Origin of the sequence: Streptomyces sp. NPDC059003 (assembly GCF_042740445.1) — a bacterium.
Lineage (GTDB): Bacteria > Actinomycetota > Actinomycetes > Streptomycetales > Streptomycetaceae > Streptomyces.
The window spans coordinates 50,708-70,200 of record NZ_JBHYJH010000030.1 but is presented as its reverse complement, the minus strand read 5'-3'; the positions used below and the strand labels follow the sequence as shown (position 1 = coordinate 70,200).

At 71.8% G+C, this 19,493-nt stretch carries 18 protein-coding genes and 1 CRISPR repeat array; of the genes, 10 read left to right on the top strand and 8 right to left on the bottom strand.

The genetic code is table 11. The features are described 5' to 3' along the window. Positions 1-1,060 precede the first annotated feature (1,060 nt). From ACFWZ5_RS14435 to ACFWZ5_RS14425, 3 genes are all read right to left on the bottom strand, one after another. On the bottom strand, positions 1,061-1,354 hold the full coding sequence (locus tag ACFWZ5_RS14435) for a hypothetical protein (protein ID WP_384789034.1): 294 nt from the start codon (positions 1,352-1,354) through the stop codon (positions 1,061-1,063). 1,357 nt (positions 1,355-2,711) lie between these two features. After that, positions 2,712-3,644, bottom strand: coding sequence for a hypothetical protein (locus ACFWZ5_RS14430; RefSeq protein ID WP_384789037.1), 933 nt, complete (start codon positions 3,642-3,644; stop codon positions 2,712-2,714). A 415-nt stretch (positions 3,645-4,059) separates the two neighbouring features. Further along, on the bottom strand, positions 4,060-4,605 hold the full coding sequence (locus tag ACFWZ5_RS14425; RefSeq protein ID WP_384789040.1) for an AAA family ATPase: 546 nt from the start codon (positions 4,603-4,605) through the stop codon (positions 4,060-4,062). Between the two features lie 308 nt (positions 4,606-4,913). On the opposite strand from ACFWZ5_RS14425, the gene ACFWZ5_RS14420 reads away from it, so the two are divergent. After that, positions 4,914-5,315: a hypothetical protein gene (locus ACFWZ5_RS14420; protein ID WP_384789043.1), complete on the top strand. Its 402-nt coding sequence runs from the start codon at positions 4,914-4,916 to the stop codon at positions 5,313-5,315. 3 nt (positions 5,316-5,318) lie between these two features. Here ACFWZ5_RS14420 and ACFWZ5_RS14415 read toward each other — a convergent pair whose 3' ends face one another. The 3 genes from ACFWZ5_RS14415 to ACFWZ5_RS14405 all read right to left on the bottom strand — a co-directional run bounded on the left by ACFWZ5_RS14415 (position 5,319) and on the right by ACFWZ5_RS14405 (position 7,507). Then, a complete protein-coding gene (locus ACFWZ5_RS14415; protein ID WP_384789046.1) occupies positions 5,319-5,753 on the bottom strand; it encodes a hypothetical protein in 435 nt (144 codons plus the stop codon). Positions 5,754-5,827: 74 nt separating this feature from the next. Next, positions 5,828-6,124, bottom strand: coding sequence for a DUF6087 family protein (locus ACFWZ5_RS14410; RefSeq protein ID WP_384789049.1), 297 nt, complete (start codon positions 6,122-6,124; stop codon positions 5,828-5,830). Between the two features lie 12 nt (positions 6,125-6,136). After that, entirely contained in the window at positions 6,137-7,507 is a 1,371-nt protein-coding gene (locus ACFWZ5_RS14405; RefSeq protein WP_384789052.1) for a Tat pathway signal protein, read from the bottom strand. Positions 7,508-7,667: 160 nt separating this feature from the next. On the opposite strand from ACFWZ5_RS14405, the gene ACFWZ5_RS14400 reads away from it, so the two are divergent. The 7 genes from ACFWZ5_RS14400 (at position 7,668) to ACFWZ5_RS14370 (ending at position 13,913) form a co-directional block, all read left to right on the top strand. Next, a complete protein-coding gene (locus ACFWZ5_RS14400; RefSeq protein ID WP_384789055.1) occupies positions 7,668-7,940 on the top strand; it encodes a putative ATP-grasp-modified RiPP in 273 nt (90 codons plus the stop codon). A gap of 3 nt (positions 7,941-7,943) precedes the next feature. Further along, positions 7,944-8,948 carry an ATP-grasp ribosomal peptide maturase gene (gene tgmB / locus ACFWZ5_RS14395; RefSeq protein WP_384789058.1) on the top strand — a complete coding sequence of 335 codons (1,005 nt, stop codon included), beginning with the start codon at positions 7,944-7,946 and terminating at the stop codon, positions 8,946-8,948. After that, positions 8,920-10,119, top strand: coding sequence for an ATP-grasp peptide maturase system methyltransferase (gene tgmC, locus ACFWZ5_RS14390; protein WP_384789061.1), 1,200 nt, complete (start codon positions 8,920-8,922; stop codon positions 10,117-10,119). The genes tgmB and tgmC overlap by 29 nt, the downstream gene beginning before the upstream one ends. Before the next feature lie 253 nt (positions 10,120-10,372). Beyond that, positions 10,373-10,702: a hypothetical protein gene (locus ACFWZ5_RS14385; protein ID WP_384789064.1), complete on the top strand. Its 330-nt coding sequence runs from the start codon at positions 10,373-10,375 to the stop codon at positions 10,700-10,702. 346 nt (positions 10,703-11,048) lie between these two features. Continuing rightward, a complete protein-coding gene (lexA, locus tag ACFWZ5_RS14380) occupies positions 11,049-11,804 on the top strand; it encodes a transcriptional repressor LexA (RefSeq protein WP_384789067.1) in 756 nt (251 codons plus the stop codon). Between the two features lie 110 nt (positions 11,805-11,914). Continuing rightward, positions 11,915-12,667 (top strand): DsbA family protein, encoded by a 753-nt coding sequence (locus ACFWZ5_RS14375; protein WP_384789070.1) that lies wholly within the window; start codon positions 11,915-11,917, stop codon positions 12,665-12,667. Between the two features lie 358 nt (positions 12,668-13,025). Continuing rightward, entirely contained in the window at positions 13,026-13,913 is an 888-nt protein-coding gene (locus ACFWZ5_RS14370) for a hypothetical protein (protein ID WP_384789073.1), read from the top strand. A gap of 273 nt (positions 13,914-14,186) precedes the next feature. On the opposite strand, the gene ACFWZ5_RS14365 is transcribed toward ACFWZ5_RS14370, so the two are convergent. Then, entirely contained in the window at positions 14,187-14,675 is a 489-nt protein-coding gene (locus ACFWZ5_RS14365) for a MarR family winged helix-turn-helix transcriptional regulator (RefSeq protein WP_384789076.1), read from the bottom strand. Between the two features lie 77 nt (positions 14,676-14,752). Here ACFWZ5_RS14365 and ACFWZ5_RS14360 point away from each other — a divergent pair, with 77 nt between their 5' ends. Further along, entirely contained in the window at positions 14,753-16,012 is a 1,260-nt protein-coding gene (locus ACFWZ5_RS14360) for a multidrug effflux MFS transporter (RefSeq protein WP_384789079.1), read from the top strand. 201 nt (positions 16,013-16,213) lie between these two features. Here the strand turns inward: ACFWZ5_RS14360 and ACFWZ5_RS14355 are convergent, their stop codons facing one another. Further along, positions 16,214-16,618 (bottom strand): hypothetical protein, encoded by a 405-nt coding sequence (locus ACFWZ5_RS14355; protein WP_384789082.1) that lies wholly within the window; start codon positions 16,616-16,618, stop codon positions 16,214-16,216. A 162-nt stretch (positions 16,619-16,780) separates the two neighbouring features. Between ACFWZ5_RS14355 and ACFWZ5_RS14350 the strand changes: the two genes are divergently transcribed. Continuing rightward, positions 16,781-19,003 carry a hypothetical protein gene (locus tag ACFWZ5_RS14350; RefSeq protein ID WP_384789084.1) on the top strand — a complete coding sequence of 741 codons (2,223 nt, stop codon included), beginning with the start codon at positions 16,781-16,783 and terminating at the stop codon, positions 19,001-19,003. 191 nt (positions 19,004-19,194) lie between these two features. Next, a CRISPR array of direct repeats spans positions 19,195-19,467; the repeat unit is 29 nt; unit sequence CGGATCACCTCCGCTCGCGCGGAGAACAC. Positions 19,468-19,493 lie beyond the last annotated feature (26 nt).

Genomic DNA, 19,493 nt, shown 5'->3' with positions numbered 1-19,493 from the left:
CCCCGGGCCGGACATGCGGGCGGAACCCGCAGCCGGACGCGACACCGGAGGGGCCCGGCAGCAGGAACAGAGCACAGCCGCGGCGGACGGGCACCCGGCCGCGGTGCCGCCGCGGGGACGACAGGGCGGCCGCGGCCGGAGCTCGACGAAGACCTGCCGACGGGCAGCAGGCACCCGGCCGCGGGTGCGGCGGGCCGGAGGCAGCACCACATCGACGTCGCCGAGCGACAGGCACAACGAACGGACGCGTGCGGGCGGTGAGCTCGACCCACACCCGCCCGAGGCCGCGCTCCGCAGGGTTCGGAGCCTGGCGAGCACGCGGCTGCAGCACCACGTCGGCGAGCGCCAGGAGCACAGCGAGCGGTCGGGCTGCACACGACCAGGCGGCGCGGCGGGCGGGACGGGGCAACACGGCCAGAGGCAGACGGTGTTACCCCGGCGGGCTCGCGGCTGCGGCGGGCGGGTCCGCGACCCGCCCGCCGCGGAACGACGGCGAACCGCGGGCACGGCCCGGGGCCGCCGCGCGGCGGGGGCACGCGAGCGCGGCGGGCGCGCCCGGAACGGCCGCGTGCGACATACCCGGGGGGCCGCGCGGCGGACGGGCGCGGGACGCGGGGCGGTTATCGCCGGGCGGGCGCGGCGGCGCGCGAACGGAGCGGCAGGTCCGTGTCCCTGGGGACGCGGTGATGTCCACCGAACACCACCGCGCGGACAGGCAGCAGGGGACGGGCGGCGCAGCGCGCGGGGACGGGGGCAGCGGCGCCCAGCCGGAACCCGCGACGGCAGCCGGGAGCGGCACGGGACGTCGCGGGGCCGGGCAGCGGCAAGACGCACGGGCGGGAGCACGACAGCGGACGGGCCCGGGCGCGGCGACGGTCGGGGTGCGGCACGGGCGGCTCGGTACCGGGACGGCGGAGCAGACACGACGACGAGCCGCGGGAACAAGCGGCCGTGCACAGGCGGGCGACAAGCTCGACCAGGACCTGCACCAGCGGGCCCGGCCGCAGCGGGCAGCCCGGCCGGGGACGGCCGAGGTCGTCAGCCAGACACCGAGCCCTGCTCACCGGCCGGTGAGAATGTCGTGGGTGCCGATGCGGCGCCAGACGATGTGCTGCTCGCCGCGGACTATCTCCGGGCCGTACTGCCACGTCGCCCGGCCGTTGCTGCCCCAGGTGAGTTCGAAGACGCCGGGCGCGCGGCGTACGCCCTTGATGCGGAGACCGGCGCGGAACGGGCCCCCGGCGCGGAGGTCGTCGACGAAGGCGGTGACGGCCCGGCGGAAGGCGCGGCGCTGGTCGGGGGTGAGGCGGTGGTGGTCGGCGGTGAAACGGGGCAGGGCCTCGTACGTGGGCACGGCGAACTCCTCCAGGACACACGAAGCCCCCGGCCGGGCTCCGGCCGGGGGCGGTAGTGGCTGGTCGTGTTGAAGGGCGTCGGTGACGCGGAGCACTCAGCGGTGGCGGGCGGTCGGGAAGTGCTGCGGTGGGCGAGGGTGGGCGCAGGACGACCTCGCCGCGGCCGCCGCCCTCCCCGGCTGTGCGTTGGATGACAGTGGAGTCGGCGGGAGTCAGTTTTCGGGGCGGGTGGTGCTGATGAGGTCGGCGCACAGCAATCGCACGGCCCCGGTCAGCTGCCGTAGCGGGCGTGCATCAGGCCAGCCCACTCCTGCACGCGGGTCATGTCGCCGGCGCAGCAGGCACAGTGGTGGCCAGGGCGGCGTTCAGCGGCCCCGCGGACACGGACACCACTGGCCCCGGATGGCTGCCATGGGCAACGACGTCTTGAAGTGGCCCCACGCATCAACCTGGCAGGTCAAGAGGCTGGGCGGGGCCATTCCAAGACGCCTCGAACGGACATCGGAGCCAACGGTGTCCGTATCCGGGGGCTCAGTTGAGAACGCCGTAGCCACACAGTGGGGCACCGTGCCGGTCCGGGTGGGGCACGGCGTGCTCGAGCGGGCCACGACGGTCGTGCGCAGCGTGAGCTGGCGGCGGCTGCGGAGAACAGCGCGCGGCCGCGGCGCGGCAGACGATGGCCGGAGACGGGCGGGGCCAGGCCGAAGCCCGGCGCGGACGACGGGCCCGTGCCACGGCCGGCGCAGGCCGCCGGCGACTCGGAGCTCGGCGGACAGCGGGCGCAGCACCGTGTCGGCGAGTGCCAGGAGAGCGGCGAGCGAGCCGAACAGCGACACACAGACCAGAGGCCCGGCCGAGGCGGCAGGTCCCCGCCTCCCCCGGGCCGTTGTTCGGTGATGTTCGGCGGACATCACCGAATACCCCGCGCCCCCGGCCGCGCACGGACGGGGGCGCGGCAGGCCCACGGCAGAGCACTGCCGCGCCGCGCGGGAAGAACGAGCCGAACGGCGACGGCTCGTCGGCGTCGACGAGCTCCTGGAGCGCGCCGAGCAGGCACACGATCCAGCCCGGCAGAGCAACGGCGGCCGCCCCGAGCAGCCAAAACGCGGGCCAGGCGCGGCCGGAGGAAGCGCAACGGCAGAACCGCGGGCGGCCAGGGGGGTAGGCGCGCGGGCGACGGAGGCCTTAGGCAACGCGCAGCAAGCCCACGGCCGCGGCCGCGGCCCACGCCGGACGGGAACGGTAGCGGGAGCAGGGCGCAGCCGGGGTGGGACGGACGGGCGAGCGCGACGCGGCACGCTGCGGCGACGAGGCCCCAGCCTCTGCGTAGGAGGGGCGCAGCAGCGAGCCTGGCGGCTACGGCCCCGGGTCGGTCCAGCGCAGGACCACGGTGCGGTGCACGCCTTGCTCGATCAGCGCCTGGGCGCGGTGCTGGCCGTTGATGTAGCCCACCTCGTCACTGGGCTGGATCGCATCGCCCATGCAGAAGAGTGTGGCCAGGGCCTGGGTCTGCCACGGGTCCGCCCCGGCCCCGGCAGCGTAGGCCGCGGCGAACTGCTGCATGTCCGGCGCGGCAATGTGCTGTGCGCGGGCCTGCTTCAGCACGCTCAGCGCCATCGCGCAGACCGTGTGCCAGTTGCCGCCGTGGTACCAGCAGCACTCGCGGGCCGCGTGTCGGGGCAGCACCTGGCGCATCCAGCGCCGCCGCCATCCCACGCCCTTGGGCATGCACTCCGGCTCGCGGAACGGATGCGGCCGGGCCAATCGCACCACCGCGAACGCCTCGAAGTACGGCTGGGGTTCCGGCTCCTTTGGGCGCGGCACATAGCCGGTCCCGCGGTCGGTGGCGACCGCCGTGCCGATGAGGTTCTCCAGCTGCTCGGTGGTCATCGACAGCCATCGCGGGCGCCGCAGGCGGTAGGGCGCGGCCTCGGCGAACACCACACGCTTCCACCGGGCAGGCTGGCTCCAGTCCTCGGGCCACAGCTGGCGTTCCGCCCATACCGGCGGCAGCGGCTCCTGCGGGCAGTGCTGCTCCCACACCGCGGCGGCAAACGATTCCGCCCCGTTCATCAGGGTCATCCCCTCACCGGCGATCTGGGTGACGACGGCCACCGGCCGGGCACCGGCGGCGGTGAACAGCTGCAGCCGGCACGTGGAGCGCCCTACGGTGAACGTGTGGTCGTCCACGCTGAGCCGCCGGGGCGCCGACAACGCCTCGACGCCGTCCGGTTCCTGTCCGCGGGGCTGCCCACCGGGCGCCTGGTCGAAGGATGGGTCTTCAGCCACCCCTGGATCATCCCCTACCGCGCCGTTTGGACCGTGAAGCCGCTGGCCTTGCCCTGCTCAACGGCTGCCGCCCCTGCTGGCTTCTTCGCCGTCCCGGACGGCCGAACAACCCTCCCGCGCCGTCCCGAGCACTGACGCCGACGCCCCACTCGCGCCCTACGAGCGGCGCCACCGTCCGCCCGTGGACGTGTGGCGGCACCACCGGCCGGGCCCGGCGGCGCGACAACGTCCGTGTCCTCGAAGGACACCGTGCCGCCGGAGAGCACCGTGTCCTCGAAGGACACGCCACCGCACCCCCTCTCGCCGCCGTAGGTCAAGCATGAACCACCTTCGGCGCAGAGGCCTCGCTCCACTGACATCCAGATGGCGAAGCACTACTGGTGCTCCCGTGCAGAGCACTGCACGATAACCCGGATCACCGGCCCGGGCCCGCGCTGATGCGGGCCAGCACATCGTCTGCCAGCTCCCGTGGGGGCAGTTCGCCGTCCAGGAACACGGTGTCACGGGGCAGCGTGTCCACTGCGGCCATACACGATTCGATCTTGGACTTGCACCACGTGCGCGCCCGTTCATCCTGCGCGGGATCATCAGGCGTGAAGCTCCGCCCGTCGATCCGCTTCACCAGCACATCCTCGGAGACCCTGAGGAAGAAGTGGTGAGCAGTGATCCCCGCGTCCTTCAGCGCACCGAAGATCTCCTCGGCATAGCCGGGGTTGACCAGCGTCATGGGCACCAGGACGGGCCGCTGATACTCCTCGACGAGTCCCACGGCCAGGTCCGCGACCTGCCGCCTCCACAGCCGCAGATCCTGAAAATCGCCGGTCGGGACCTCCACGATCTCGCGCAGCACATAGCCGACCATCTCCGGGTCATAGACCAGCGCCTCGGGCCAGCGCGGACGCAGTTCCTCCACCAGCGTGCTCTTCCCGCTGCCGAACGCGCCGTTCACCCAGACGATCACAGAGATCTCCCCGTCGACAGATACCCCCACTGGCCACAGCCGCCCCCTCAGCCACACATTGCGGCACGAGGGCGGGGCCAGAACACACTGACAGATCATGCCCGAACGAGCGCCACGTGGGGCCGAAACCCGGGCCCGGGAGCCAGAAGGGGCCTCACCGCCCTTGGGTCAGGTGCCGTTGAGCAGGTGCGTCAGAGCGCAGAAGAGGGCCGGAGCCAAGGCACGCGCGGTTTCCTGGCTGTCGGTGTCGGTGAACCCGGGGGTGAGCAGTCACCAGGGCGAGTGCATCGTCGACGCTGGATGAGGGGATGTCGAAAGCCCGGGCCAGTTCGTGCACCCGTGCTCGGGCCTCCGGCTGGGCCAGGTCGTCGGCGCTGAGCAGCAGCCTGCCGCAGGTCGTGGCCATCACGGTGGCGGCCAGCGCTCTGGTACCGCTGACCTCGATCAGCCTGAACGCGGAGATCGGCGGCCTGCCCGGTCCCGAGCGGCTGCGGCTGTTCACCGCCGACTCAGTCAAGCTGCATGTGGCCAGCATGAGCAGCATGCTGCTGCTGCCCGCGCTGCTGGAGCGCGCCCCGCGGGCCGCGTTCGCCGCGGGCGGCGCGCTGACCGCTGCCGCCGGGGCGGCCGCATGGATCGCGGCCAGGACCCTGGCCCGGCGGCCGGTGCCCGTGGAGCTCGGAGAACGGGCGGAGCTCGCCCAGCCCTGACCGTCAGGTGCCGCTGCGGCGGGCCTGCAGGACGAGGGTGCGGTACGGGCTGGTCGCGGGCCCCTCGACGGGCAGCACACGGGTGGCGGTGAAGCCGTGCTCGTCCAGGAGACGTCGCCAGGCGTCGGCGCCGTAGGAGTAGTGGACGACCGGCAGACGGGCGCCGCTGTCCAGGGTGAGGTTGTCGATGCGGCGGCCGGGCAGCTCGCCGTCGCGCGGGCCGTTGACCGAAAACGCGAGCATGCCGCCGGGGCGGAGACGGTGGTGGATCACGGGCAGCAGCTGGGTGGGGTCGGCGTGCCAGAGGGCTCCGTAGATGGAGAAGCACACGTCCAGCTCGGGCAGCTCGAGGAGTACCTCGGCGGCGTCCCCAACCCGCCAGGCCCCGGACGGGACGGCAGTTCCGCACGCCCCAGGCATCGATCCGACGGACCGCACGAGCCCTCCGGACTCGAGCACCGCCCGGCGGCAGAGACGGCGCCAGGCGCGGTCGCCGGCTGGTTCGGTGTCACCTACTCATTCGCGGCCTCGGCGGCCGGGGCGGCTTCGTTGACCCACCGCTGCGCGGCCGCGAGGTCGGGGGCCGTGCCCGCCACCTCGTACGCGAAGCCGGTCCAGGCGAGCAGGGCCCGCGGCTCGTCGGGCCGTACGTGGCTGCCGCCACCGCCATGCAGCGGCCGGTGTTTGCGCCAGATGTCCATCGGCGGGCGCCGCCTGCGGTGGTACGCGGCCAGTGGCTCGGCCTCGTCGATGCGCGGCAGCGCGCGGGAGGGCTGGTTCGGCGGTCCGGGACGGGAGTGCTTGCCCATGCCTCGATGGTCTCAGGCAGCGATCGTGGTTGGCCGGGCGGCGGCGAGATCTCGTGCCCGGGCGCGTACGTCGTCGACGTCGGCACTCTCGTACGGGCGGGCTGCCTGCAGCAGGGTGTTGAGCCGGGAGGCGACCAGGGTGGAGTCGAGGCGGGCGGCGGCATCGAGCGCCTGGTGGGCCGCGGCGGCGCCCCGCTCCGCCTCGCCCTCGTCGAACAGCGCGGCGGCCAGGCCGACGCGGTCCATGACCTTCACCCGCTCAAAGCCCGGCTTGCGCAGGGCGAGCGCGTCCTCGAAGTGGACGCTCGCGGTCTGGTGGCCCCGGCCGAGCCCGGCCAGGTCGCGGGCGGCCACCGCGCGGGCGCCGGCGTGCTCGGCGGCGTCGAAGTACGCGACCCACACGGGCACGTGGTCGCCGAGCCCGTCGGCCAGGAGGTCATCGGCGGCGCCGAGATGCCGCTCGGCATCACGGGGGTCGCCGAGGGCCGCGTGCACCCGCCCGGTCTGGGAGGCGACCAGCGCCTTGGTGGCGGGCATCGTGGCCTTCTTCGCCGCGACGCCGAGGAGCCCGAGAGCATCGGTGGGGCGGCCGAGGTAGATCATCTGGTGGGACATGCGGGTGACGATCTCCACCCCGCGGTCACTCTGCCCGGCCTCGCCGGCGGCGTACGTGCCGTAGCTCCAGTACCGCTGCGCGTGCGGAAACCTCCCGCAGTCATGGCTGACCCACCCCGCGAGTGCCGCCAGGTCCGCGGTCGCCGCGAACACCCGCGTCTTCAGGGACGGCGGGACGCCGTCCTCGATCCGGCGGGCGACCTCGCCCAGCTGGGCCACGATCGCCGAGCGGTACAGGCCGCCGCCGGTGGAGGCGTCCGCCGTGGTGAAGAACGCGGTCACCTCCTCCAGCGCGGTGACCGTGTCTGCATCGAAGCCCTTGGTGTTGCGGGTGAGGGCGCGGGAGGTGCCGCTGAGCATCCGCTCGGCGGCGAGGATCAGCGGGGCGCCGAGGGCGAGCTTGAGGGTGTCGCGGCGCTTCATGAACAGATCCATCTGCGTCCATCCGGCCAGAGCCTGGGCGGCTGCCTCGGTCAGCAACGGGAGCTGGATGCTATCGAGCAACGGGCCCGTGGCTGTCAGGCCGAGATCACCGGGTGTGAGCGGCTGGCCGACCGTCTCGGACAGCACTTCGGCAAGCAGGGCGGGCACCGGAGGGCGGGGCTTCTCGCCGTCGATCCAGCGCCGGATGCGGGTGGCGTCCGGGGCGATCTGCTTGTGGCCTTGGGCGTTGCCGAGCGCGGCGATGCGCCGGGCGATCTCGCCGTGGGACAGGCCGCACGCGTCGGTCCACAGAGCCAGATGCGCGTTGCCGGGTCTGCTGGCCATCGCTGCCGCCTCTTCTCCGCCAACTCCTCACGCAGCGTGGCATTTTCGCCACGATTCGCGACTCTTACGGTACTGGCCAGGGCCGGGCCGGGGGCCGATTCTTCCCCTGCGGTAGCTGGCCGGCTTCCGCTTGACCAACCGCACGGGAGAGGGTGAGCACATGGCGACACCAACCGCCACGGCGCCCTGGGTGATGCGCCTGGTGACCGACCGGCTGCCCGTCGGCCCGCCGTCGTACGCGCATGTGGAACTGGACGCGGCGACACAGACCGCCCGCTACACCGACGCCGCCGGGCAGGCCGTGGAGCTGGGCAAGCACGGCACGAGCAAGACGGTGGGCACCGCCTCCATGTCCGGCGGGGGCGGCGGGGACGGGGAAGAGCCCAAGCCGCAGGTCCAGGACGACGTGACGACCGACTACGAGCCGGACTAGCCGATGGCCTCTACCGTCCTTGTCGTCACCGCGCTGGAAGACGTCACCGCGGACTGGGTCATCACGGCCCTGAATGACCGGGGCTGGCCGGTCGTCCGCGTCGACCCCGCCGACATCGGACCCCATCTGGCTTTCGGCTTCCGCATCGGCGCGGGCAGCTCTCGCTGGGAGGGGCGGCTGCGTACCCCCAGCCGGGAGGTGGAGCTGGATGAGGTGGCGGCGGTGTACTACCGCCGCCCCACCCCCTACGCCGACCGGTATCGGCATCTGCCGCCGCAGCAGCGCAACTTCGCCGCCGCCGAGGCCCGGCACGGCCTCGGCGGCGTGCTGAACTCCCTGCACGGCGCCACCTACGTCAACCACCCGGCCGCCGTGACGCGGGCCGACTTCAAGCCCGCGCAGCTCACGTGCGCCGCCGAGCTCGGCCTTGCGATCCCGCCGACCCTGGTCACCAACGACGTCGAGGCGGCACGGAAGTTCGCCGCCGGGCACGAGCGGGTGATCTGCAAGACGTTCCGCGGCCTGCCCCCGGGCGAAGACGGCCACACCGGGGCGATCTGGGCCCAGCGGGTCGATCCCGCGACGTTCGACGAGGCGCTCGCGGTGACCGCCCACCTGTTCCAGGCCGAGATCGACAAGACCAGCGACGTGCGGGTGACCGTGGTCGGGCACCGCGTGTTCGCCCACCGCATCGAAACGCCCGACGGAGCCCTGGACTGGCGCCGCGGCGACTGGGACGACCTCACCTACACCCCGGTAGCGGTCCCCATGCCCGTCAAGGCGAAGCTGCACCGCTACCTGGCCGCCTTCGGCCTGGTCTTCGGCTGCTTCGACTTCGCCCTCACCGCAGCTGCCCCCGACCCGGGCTCCTGGGTGTTCATCGAGGCGAACCCGGACGGGCAGTGGGGCTTCGTGCCTGATGCGCCCGCCATCACCGAGGCGTTCGCCGACATCCTGCAAGGCAAGGAGACAGCAGGTCATGACGATGCCCGCCGACACGGAGACTGACGCCGCCCGGCTGCGCGAGACGATGACCAAAGCCCTCGCCGACGACGGCCGGCTCGCCGATCCCGCCTGGCGCCACGCAGTGGCCACAGTGCCCCGGCACCGCTTCGTGCCCGGCTTCTTCCTGCCCGCCCACCAGCCCGACACCCAGGGGCTGACCGTGTGGGAACCGGTCACCGCCGAGCTCGACTACGGCCGGTGGCTGGCCGCCGCCTACTCCAACACCACGCTCATCACACAGTTCGACGGCGACGAAGCCGACTGGACGAACCCGGCCGTGCGGCACGGCGGGGCCCCGACCTCGTCGTCGACGCTGCCCTCGCTCGTGCTGCGGATGTGGGCCGACGCCGACGTCCGCGAGGGGCACACAGTGCTGGAGATCGGCACCGGCACCGGCTACTCCACCGCGCTGGCCTGCGAACGCCTCGGCTCTGGTGGCCTCACGTCGATCGAGGTCGACGGCCGCAGGCTTCAGACGGCGGAAAGCGCGCTGTCCGGCTGCGGATACGCCCCGACCCTGGCGGTGGCCGACGGGCTGTACGGGTACTGGCCCGAGGCGCCCTTCGACCGGATCGTGGCCGCCTGCTCCTTCCGCGCCGTCCCCCCGGCCCTGATCGCCCAGACCCGGCCGGGCGGGAAGATCCTGCTCACCCTCTCCGGCTGGCTCTACGGCTACGCCCGCGTGCTGCTGACCGTCGCCGAGGACGGCACCGCCGAAGGCCCGCTGCTTCCGGGCACCATCTCGTTCATGTCCGCACGCACCCACGCCGCCCCCGCCTTCGGCAACCCCGCCCACTGGGCCGCCGAGCTGCCGGAGCGGCCGCGTACAGCCCGGCACGGGCCCCAGTGGCTGACCGCCGAGACCGCGCAAGCCTTCCACCTGCGCTTCCTGGCCCAAAGCGCCATCCCCGACGCACAGATGACAACGGTGGGCGAGGTGGTGCACCTGATCGACGTCGTCACCGGCTCCGCCGCCACCCTCACCCCCGAGGGCAGCGGCTGGCAGGTGCGAGAGGGCGGGCCGCTCAAGCTGTGGGAACGCATCGAGCACCTTCTGAACGCCTACGAGGCGGCCGGGCGGCCCGGGCCCGAGACCTTCACCGTCTGCGTAAACGACGGCGGACAGCACCTGCAGCATCCCCACCTGCCCCACCTGCCCCTGCCCCGCCCCTGAACCGGCCCTCGCCCCGCCAACGAAGTCCTGGTCGACAAGCACGGCGTGCGCACCCAGCGTGTGCAAGGTGGCCGCAACGCCCGCGGGCATGAGCACGAGCGCTCGCATCCGGCGGAATCCGGTGATCGAGCACGCCCGGCACGTCTTCGAGGAGTACCCGCCGGATCAACGAATGGCTGTGACCCGTCGAGGCGTCGTTCTTGCGTGTCATCCTGGCCGCGGTCAGGCCGACGGCTGAGGGGAGACAGGTCCGATGGGGGCTGCGTATTACCGCGCCGACAGCGAGAGGGGCGATCGCATCGACGACCCGTCCGAGGACGCATTGTTCATGCTGATCGACGACCTTGATGACGCGGACAACACCTTCGTCGTCATCCAGCCCGACCAGGACGACCCGGCCTGGTTCACCTCCGTCTCCGTCCTGGACGACGGCGGATACGAAGTGGTCCGCCGCGACGTCACCCGCCGCGAACACGACGTCGTCACCGACACCGATATCGGCCGCATCGCCCGCGACCTCACCGTCTGGTTGGGCGCCCGGAACTACCCCGAACGGCCAGCCCAGCACACCAGCAACTTCTAGAACACGGCCTCATACACCCTCGCGGCCGGGCACCCATGCGCGTGGAAGTAGCTGTGCACGGGCCCGCTCGCGCCGTGCCAGAGGTACGGCCGGATGGGCGCGCCGGGCGTGATGACGGTCCGGCGCTCCAGGCACAAAGGGTCCGGTTTCCCGGCGCGCTGTCGTGCCGTGAGGTTTGCCTCGCGCAGGGTGCGGGCGCGTTCGCAGGAGCCGAGGGGCAGCGCAGGCACTCGAAAGGCACCGGAGACTTGCCTGTCGTATCCCGTACCGCCTGAGCAACGAATGTTCCCTTTTCCGTGCATGCAGGGTTACGGTCAGTGGCACGCAAGATCGACAGGGGGCCGCCATGCACTCCGCCAGCCGACCCGGCAGACCCGCAGGCATCCGCGAGAACGCTGACGGCCTGACCACACGTCAGCGCCGCATCGTCGACCACATCGTCGATTCGGTGCGCGACCGCGGCTACCCGCCCTCGATGCGGGAGATCGGCCAGGCCGTGGGCCTGGCCTCGACCTCATCGGTCGCCCATCAACTCCTCACCCTCGAGCGCAAGGGCTTCCTGCGCCGGGACCCGCAGCGGCCCCGCGCCTACGCCCTGGCGCCGCGCGCCCAGGCCCTCATCGACGCCCACCCTCAGCCCGCCCCCTCCGACGCCTACCTCACCGCCCGCCTCGAGCAGGCCGAACAGGCCGCCGCCGAGCAGGCCGAGCGCGCCGCCGCCGTCGCCCAGGTCCCTCTCCTGGGCCGGATCGCCGCCGGCACGCCCCTGCTCGCCGAGCAGGACGACGTCCAGGCCCTCCTGCCGATGCCCCGCGCGGCAGTCGGCCACGGTGAGCTGTTCGCCCTCACCGTCGTCGGCCAGAGCATGATCGACGCCCAGATCCGCGACGGCGACATCGTCACCGTGCGCCGCCAGCCCACCGCCGAGCACGGCGACATCGTCGCCGCTCTCACCGACGACGGCGAAGCCACCGTCAAAAAGCTCCACCTCGAAGGCGGCGACGTCTGGCTCCGGCCCTGCAACCTGGCCTACCCGCCTCTGCGCCTGCCCGACGGCGGCCGCATCCTCGGCAAGGTCGTCACCGTCCTGCGCTCCCTGTAGGAAACGCACTCCCGCGCCCCGGCCATCCCCGTTGCCCGCAGCAGAAAACGCTGTGCGGTCCGCGGCGTGGAGCATCTAGAGTCGCGGCCAAGGGGAGGGGAATTTCGCAGGTGAGAAACATCAGAGGGCTGGCCGCCACCGCTGCCGTCGGCGTTGCTGTGCTGACGATGGCGGGCTGCACCTCGACGGCGCAGTCCGCGAAGGGCAAGAGCACGGGCACCTTCCGGCCCAAGGCGTACGCGGGCCTCGAGGAGTTGCCGGAGAAGCTGGCTGCGGACGGTACGACGATCGTGGTGGGGGATCCGGCCGCGGCGACCACGGTCCGGCTGTACGAGGACCCGCGCTGTCCGGTCGTCGAGCAGTTCGAGGCGACCGGCGCCCCGGCGCTGCGGGAGACGACCCTGCGCCGCGAGACCAAGACCGCCTACACCCTCGCGTCCTTCCGGGACGACCGTGTGGGAGGTGACGGCTCGAAGAGGGCCGTCAACGCCCTGCGCGCGGCGCTGGAGGCGGGCAAGTTCACCGAGTACCACGCCGTGCTCTTCACGCACATGAGCGAGAACGAACTCGCCGGCGGCTACACCACCGCCTCCCTGCTGAAACTGGCCGGCCAGGTCAAGGGGCTGCGGAGCAAGACCTTCGACGCGGCCGTGAAGACGATGAAGTACAAAGACTTCGTCACCGCATCGGCAAGGACGTACGAGGCAGCCGGCGGCGACGACCCGCGCGGCCCCGGCACCCCCACCATCGCCATCAACAACACCCAGATCACCAGTGGCGGTGAGCAGTACGGCATGCTCTTCGAGAAGAGGTCCTTCCGTGAGCTGCTGAGCCAAGCCCGCACCCAGCCCCAGACCGGGTGACCCGCATCGAGACCGACCCGGCCGGGCCACGGGAGCGATCCGCCCCTGGGCAGATGCAGGCCACGGGGTCAGCCGACAGGCGGCCTCGGATCATGACCAAGAGCTGCCTTGTCCCTGCCGGGTGGTGAGGACCAGTCAGCTCGTTCACAGCTCGCCAGTAGCCTGGCCTCAGCCAAGCCACGTCACCTCGCCGTCAGGAAGTGCTGCCGTGAGTGCTCAGCCCCGCCTCGCCGAAACCGGCGACGACGCCGTCGCCCTGCGGGAGAAGAGCCGTAGGCCGATGCGGAACTATCTCCAACTGGTGGCGCAGTCCAGTGGCTAGGAATACCGGGCGCCCTGGGCCTGGAACTCGTTCGGCTTGTGGGTCCCGCCCGAAGATCCGTCGGCCGCGTTCGAGGAGCTGCAGTGGATCTTCGGTGATTGCAGCCCCGAGGACCCGGCCACCGTCGAGATCCTGTGGAAGTGCTGGGACGACGCCGCACCGGCCTGGTACCGCATACACATCGTGGAGATCTGCGGCGACCGGACTCGGCCAGCGATGCGTGGTACCTGGGCGAATCCGGCGACCGGCCTGGTGGACCTTGCCGACGTGGTCGCAGTGCGGCCTTCCCCCGAGGGCTTGCCGCTGAGCTGTACGGGGACCGCGAGCCCGAGGTTCCGGCCCTCGCCGCTGCGCCCGGCTGCCGGCCCGGAGCACCTGTTGCCCGAGGTGACGATGGCCCAGGCCGAGGCGGAGCTGATGAGCAGCCTCTACCTCCACCGGGAGAGCCACCGTATCGGCCCGCTGTGGGCCACGATCAACGCGCAGGCGACGGCGACGCGCGACCGGCTCCTCGACATCGTCACCACTGCGCAGGCCGCGGGCCACCGGACTGACATCAACATCACGGTCGCCGTCCGCGGCGCTTGCGTGGACCAGTGCCCACACCACACCTTCGGCCCGGCACCGGCCTACACGGACCTCGGCGAGACACGCACGGTGGGTCTGCATGAGGTCGCGCACGCCCGTAAGGACGGAACCGTGAGCCTCGAGGAGCACGGGCACGACTGCCTGCGTGCGGTTCTGACCTGTGTGGCCCTGTACGGCGGGAGCGTTCACCTGGCCACCATCCCCCTCGACGGCGCGGCCGTGCCGATGGCCAACCAGTCCCTCTACCGGGTCCACCACGACTGGCGATGCGAGCTCGTCGAGGACGCCGAGCAGCGCGAACTCCGCAGCCTCAGCGCGGGCGAGGTGCCTCTGTAGTCGCGGTGGGCCGAGTACCTGCCCGTTCCTGGATCGCCTCGCCCACACTGAAGAGTCAGGACCCTCAGGGGGAGGGCTGCTGCCAGGGGGTGTCCCACTGCCACGGCTCGGCGGCGGGATCCAGGGCGGGCCGGTAGTGGCGGGTGATGTGCGCGGCGGCATCCTCCACGCTGTCGCCGCGGTTGCCACCGCCTGGCCCGCACCAAGGCGAGCAAGACCAATGGGACGAAGTAGCCACCTGCCGGGTCGGATCGGGAGCGGTGCCCTCGACTGTCAGCTGCGGGGGGCGGTGCGCTGAGACTTGAGGGCCAAGGCCAGTGCGCGCAGTGCCGGGACAGCGGCGGACAGCGCGGTGCGTTGGTCCTGGGAGAGCGTCGCGAGCGAGTCCGCGAAGATCTCGGCCCACGCCTGCTCGATCATGGCCATGCCCTGCGTGGCCCCCATGGTCGGGAAGAGCTGAACGGCACGGCGGTCATGCGGGTCCGGTTCCCGGCGAATGAGCCCCTGCGCCACCAGGCCGCGCACGGCGGTGCTGACGTTACTCGCATGCAGCCCCAGTTCCTGGGCCAGCGCGCCCACGCCGATGCCCGGTGAATCCAGCACTTGGCGGAGCACTTCGAGGTCGGAGGGGGGCAGTGGGGGCAATTCGGCTTCGTTGACGCCGCGCAACCGAAGCACGCGCCCGAGCGCATAGAGGGCCGGAGTCAGATTCCTCGCCTCGCGCAAGAGTGCCGCATCGCCTGCCGCGTCGAGTGCGTCCATGCAGCGATCGTAGCTCATGCATATAGTTATATAACTATAGCGAAAGTCTGGTTCGTCGGCACTTTCAGGAGAACGAGATGCCCATACCGTCCACTGGCGCGGCGCAGAGGCCAGCAGCCCTGCTCACAGCAACGCTGGCGTTACTGTCGTTCGTGTTACCGCTCGCCACGGACATGTACCTCCCGGCCTTCCCGGCGATGGCCGACGAGTTCGGCACCGACGCCTCTGGTGTCCAGCTGACCCTGACTGCCTTCCTGTTCGGCACCGCAGCGGGCCAGCTGGTACTCGGTCCGCTCTCCGACCGTTACGGACGGCGCATGCCGATCCTGACCGGCGCCGCGGTATGCACCCTGGCTACGGCGCTGTGCGCGATGGCTCCCAACCTCGGGGTGCTGATCGTGCTGCGCTTCGTGACCGGCTTCAGTGGCGCGGCCGGCCTCGTGGTGGGCCGGGCCGTCATCTCCGACGTTGCGACCGGTGCCGTCGCGGCCAGGCTCTTCGGCGTGATGATGGCCCTCGGCGGTATCGCCCCGATCATGGCCCCCCTCGCAGGCGGCGTTGTCGTGAGTGATGCAGGCGGCTGGCGGGGCGTCTTCTGGATCCTGTCGGGGACCTCGCTGCTGATGTTCCTGGCCGCGCTGTCCTTCATCCCCGAAAGCCTCCCCAAGCAGCGGCGCCGGCCTGGCGGTGCTGCAGCCACCCTGCAGGCCGCCCGGTCTGTGCTTACCGACCGCGCCTACGTGGGCTACACCCTCGCCTTCTCCTTCGCCTGCGGCGCGCTGTTCTGCTACATCGCCGGGTCGGCGTTCCTGCTCCAGAACGTCCTCGGCTTCACCGTGGGCCAGGCGTCCGTCGCCTTCTCGCTCGGCGCCCTGACCGCAACCCTCTCCAGCACAGCCAACACCAAGCTGGTCGGCCGCTACCACCCGCGACTGCTGCTGCGCATCGGCCTGGCCACGATGCTGATCGCCACCACAGCGGTGCTGCTGGTCACTCTCGCCGGTCAACTCAACCGCGTTCTCGCCCTCGGGCTCATCGGGATCGCCTTCATCGGAATCGGCCAGGTCTTCGGCACCGCCACGGCACTCGCTATCGAGCGGGTCCCACACGCGGCCGGCACCGGCTCAGCCGTACTCGGCACCCTGCAGAGCATCTTGGGCGGCGTTACCTCACCACTCGTCGGCCTGGGCGGCGAGGACACCGCCATGCCACTCTTCGTCGGCATGGCCAGCTGCTCCCTGATCGCCGTGCTCGCGCTGCTGCTCACCCAGGGTGGCACGCCCCCGCCCGGCAGCCCCAGCGACGACATGGAAACATCAGCGAGCGCCGCGATCTGACATCCCTTGCCAACCTGGCGAACTTTCCCGCTCGCAGCCCCACCAGGTGGTCCCAAAACGAGCCGCCCTCCGGGGCCACCTCGCAACGCCTGATCATCACGAACAATCCGCGAACTGGGGCCAGTTGGAGTCGCTTCAGTGGGTCCGATGGAGGCCGCCCTAGCCACACCTGAGGAGCCGGCTCGCGGTCCGCGCAGCCAACTAGCCGCCAGTGAACGCGCGCTCGGCCAGGCCGTGGCCGGCCCGGAGCGCGCCGCTGGTGCGGATGGCGAACGGTCGCACACGGTCCGCCAGGGCGAGTCGCTGTCCAGCATCGCCCAGGAGGAGACCGGCGATGCCACGAACTGGCCGCACCTGTATGCAGCCAGCCTCGACCGTGAACAGCCCGCCGGTCTCCCGCATATCAGCGACCCGGATCTGATCTACCCCGGTCAGCAGATCACTGTCCCGGCGAGCGCGCCGAAGTCTCCGCTTCCCGAAGAGGGCGAGCGGCCGCACGCGCCCTCCGAGAAGCGGGACAAGAACGACAAGGACCAGAAGGGGCAGGGCGGGAAGGGCACAGGCCGGGGCGGCCAGGATCACGACCGTCAGGACGGCCGCGAGCACACCGGCGACGGGGGCGCGGCAGTTCCCCGGCCCACCGGTTCACCGACCGGCCGACCGGATGCCAGTTCTCGGCCCGACCATCCACGCCCCATCCCCTCCCCCGAAACTACGCCGTCGGCAACGTCCGTACCGGCACCGGCCGGTGACGGCGGATCATCCTTCGTGACGAGCCTGCGCGGGACGGGGGTGCTGGTGTCACTGGCGGCCGCGGTGACGCTGGCGCTGACGATCCGCCGCATTCTGCAGCGCCGCCGGGCCAGGCCCGGCGAGCTCATCGCCATGCCCGAGGAAACCTCCCCCGCCGAGGCCCACCTCGCACAAGCCGCGCAGGCACCCGCAGCCGACGGCATCCACCGCCTGGACCTCGCACTGCGCACGCTCGCCCACGCGGCCGAACGCGAGGGCCAGGACCTGCCCGCCGTGCGCGGCGCACGCATCACCAACACCGCTGTCCAAGTGCTGCCCGGGGACCTGACCGCCGCGCCGCTGACGCCGTTCACGGCCAGCCAGGCCGGCTGGTGGACCCTTGACCACACGATCGCCCTGACCGACGACCTGTACGCCGAAGCCCCCTACCCCGGGCTCGTCCCCCTCGGCGCGGACGCGTCCGGCGACCTGGTGCTGCTGAACCTGCCCCACACCGGAGTGGTCCTGCTGGACGGCGAGCGGGAACAGGTCGAGGAGGTGCTGACGTCGCTGGCCCTGGAGCTGGGGATGAGCCCGTGGGCCGACGGCGTCGAGGTCGTGGTCGCCGGGTTCGGTGAGGGCCTGAACCACCTGCTGCCCACGGCCCGGATCGCCCACATGCGCCACCCGTCCCATGCCGCACAGGACTTCGCCGAGCGGCTTCTCGAGGCCCATCAGGAGCGCGACACCGGGCTGAAGCCGGCGCCGTACCTGATCCTTTGCGCCGCCGAGCTGGATGCCGACAGCGCCTGGCAGATCGCGGAGACCCTCAGCCGGGCCGACGGCCTCATGAAGGCCGCCGTCATCATCCCCGCGCAGCACGGGCGGCCGCTGTTCGACGAAGGCGAGCTCCTGGACACCGCCGACGTCCAGCCGCAGCGGATCGACTCCCTGGGGATCCACGCCACCGTGCAGCACCTGGACCGCGAGGCGTTCGAAGAGATCTGCGCGGCTCTGGCAGTCTCCGGCCAGGAGCCGCAACCCGCCCAAGGCGCCTGGCGTCATGTGCCTTCCGAGGCACAGACCGCACGCTCGGCACACGCCGCGGCGGCCGCGGCCCGTGAGCCAGGCGAGGCGGCACAAGGCTCGGAAGCCCGGTCCGCGTGCAGCTCGGGGCCTGATGTTCCCGTGGCAGCCTCCCCGGACGACACAGCGGACAACACCGACCGCCGGACTCCGGCCGATAACACCGACGCCCAGGACGACCTGGGTGTCTTCACTACCCTCCTGACCGCAGCAAACACGCCTTCGAACGCGCCCTCGGATCCCGCTGTCACACCCCGCGGCCGCGAGCCGGACGGCCATCCCGTGGCCGAACCGCCGGTTGTTCTGCCCCAGCAGGCGCCCGCTGCCCTCGCCGACCTTCACGTCCAGGGCGAGAGCGTCGGCACGGACCGTGGACACCCAACCGCGACAGCCACTGCCCCATCGGCCAGGCCCGGCTCGACGGACATCGGCGTGCCCTTCATCCGCGTGCTGGGACCCGTCAGCATCAGCGGAGCAGCCGCCTCCCGCCACAGCACCCGCGAAGCCCACCTCGCCGCCCTCATCCACCTGCGCCCCGGCCGCGACGCGGGCGCCCTGTGCAGGGACATGGACCCCTCAAATCCGTGGTCCCCCAGTACCCTCAACGCCCGCCTCGGAGGCCTGCGCCGCAGCCTCGGCACAGACGCCGACGGCAACTCCTACGTGCCCCGCCGCGCCGTCAAGTCCGACCCGTTCGTCCTCTCGGACAAGATCTGCTGCGACTGGCACACCTTCCAGCGCACCGTCGAAGACGCCCTCCCTCACGGGCTCGACGGCGTCAGCCAGTTGGAACAAGCTCTCAACCAGGTCCGTGGCAGGCCCTTCGGCACCCAGGCGCTGCCCTGGAGCCAGCCACTGCAACAGGAGATGGCCATGCGCATCGTCGCCATCGCGCACACCGTGGCCACCCACCGCCTGAAGCCTGGCCCAACCCACGACCTCGCCCTCGCCCGCCGCGCAATCGCCACCGGCCTCGAGGCCGACGAGGTGGCCGAACTCCTCTACCGGGACTGGTTCCGCATCGAAGCAGCAGCCGACAATCGCAGCGGCCTCAACGCCGCGATCGCCCGCCTGGAACAGATCAACCGCTCCCTGGGGCTGCCGATGGAACTGGAGACAGAGGGCTTGATCCGCGAACTCCTGGACAAGACCAGCCCCTCGCACCACCGGTGACCGCCGCACCCCGGGTGCGGCGCCTCCGCGCCCGACTGCCCGGAAGGCGTCCTGCCCCGCGAGCCCCAGTCCCCTGACAGCTCAGGGGCCGTTCGCAGGCAGCACGGGGGTTGTTGACGATGGCATCCCCCACCCGTGGTTGATCAGAGGGTGCCGCGTGCCCGATTCCATCGTCGGCGTCTCTCCCCCTCGGGATCACCTCCGCTCGCGCGGAGAACACATCGCTAAGGTGTGTGGTCACGGTGACCTCTGCGGATCACCTCCGCTCGCGCGGAGAACACACGGCCGCCACCCGGTCCTCACTGCCCTCCAGCGGATCACCTCCGCTCGCGCGGAGAACACGCCTCAGGAGCCGCGGACCCGGCACTGGTGATCGGATCACCTCCGCTCGCGTGGAGAACACCCGACCGGTCTCTGTCCGTCCTGTACCGGCCGCGGATCACCTCCGCTCGCGCGGAGAACACGTATGTCTTCCACAAGTCCGCGATGC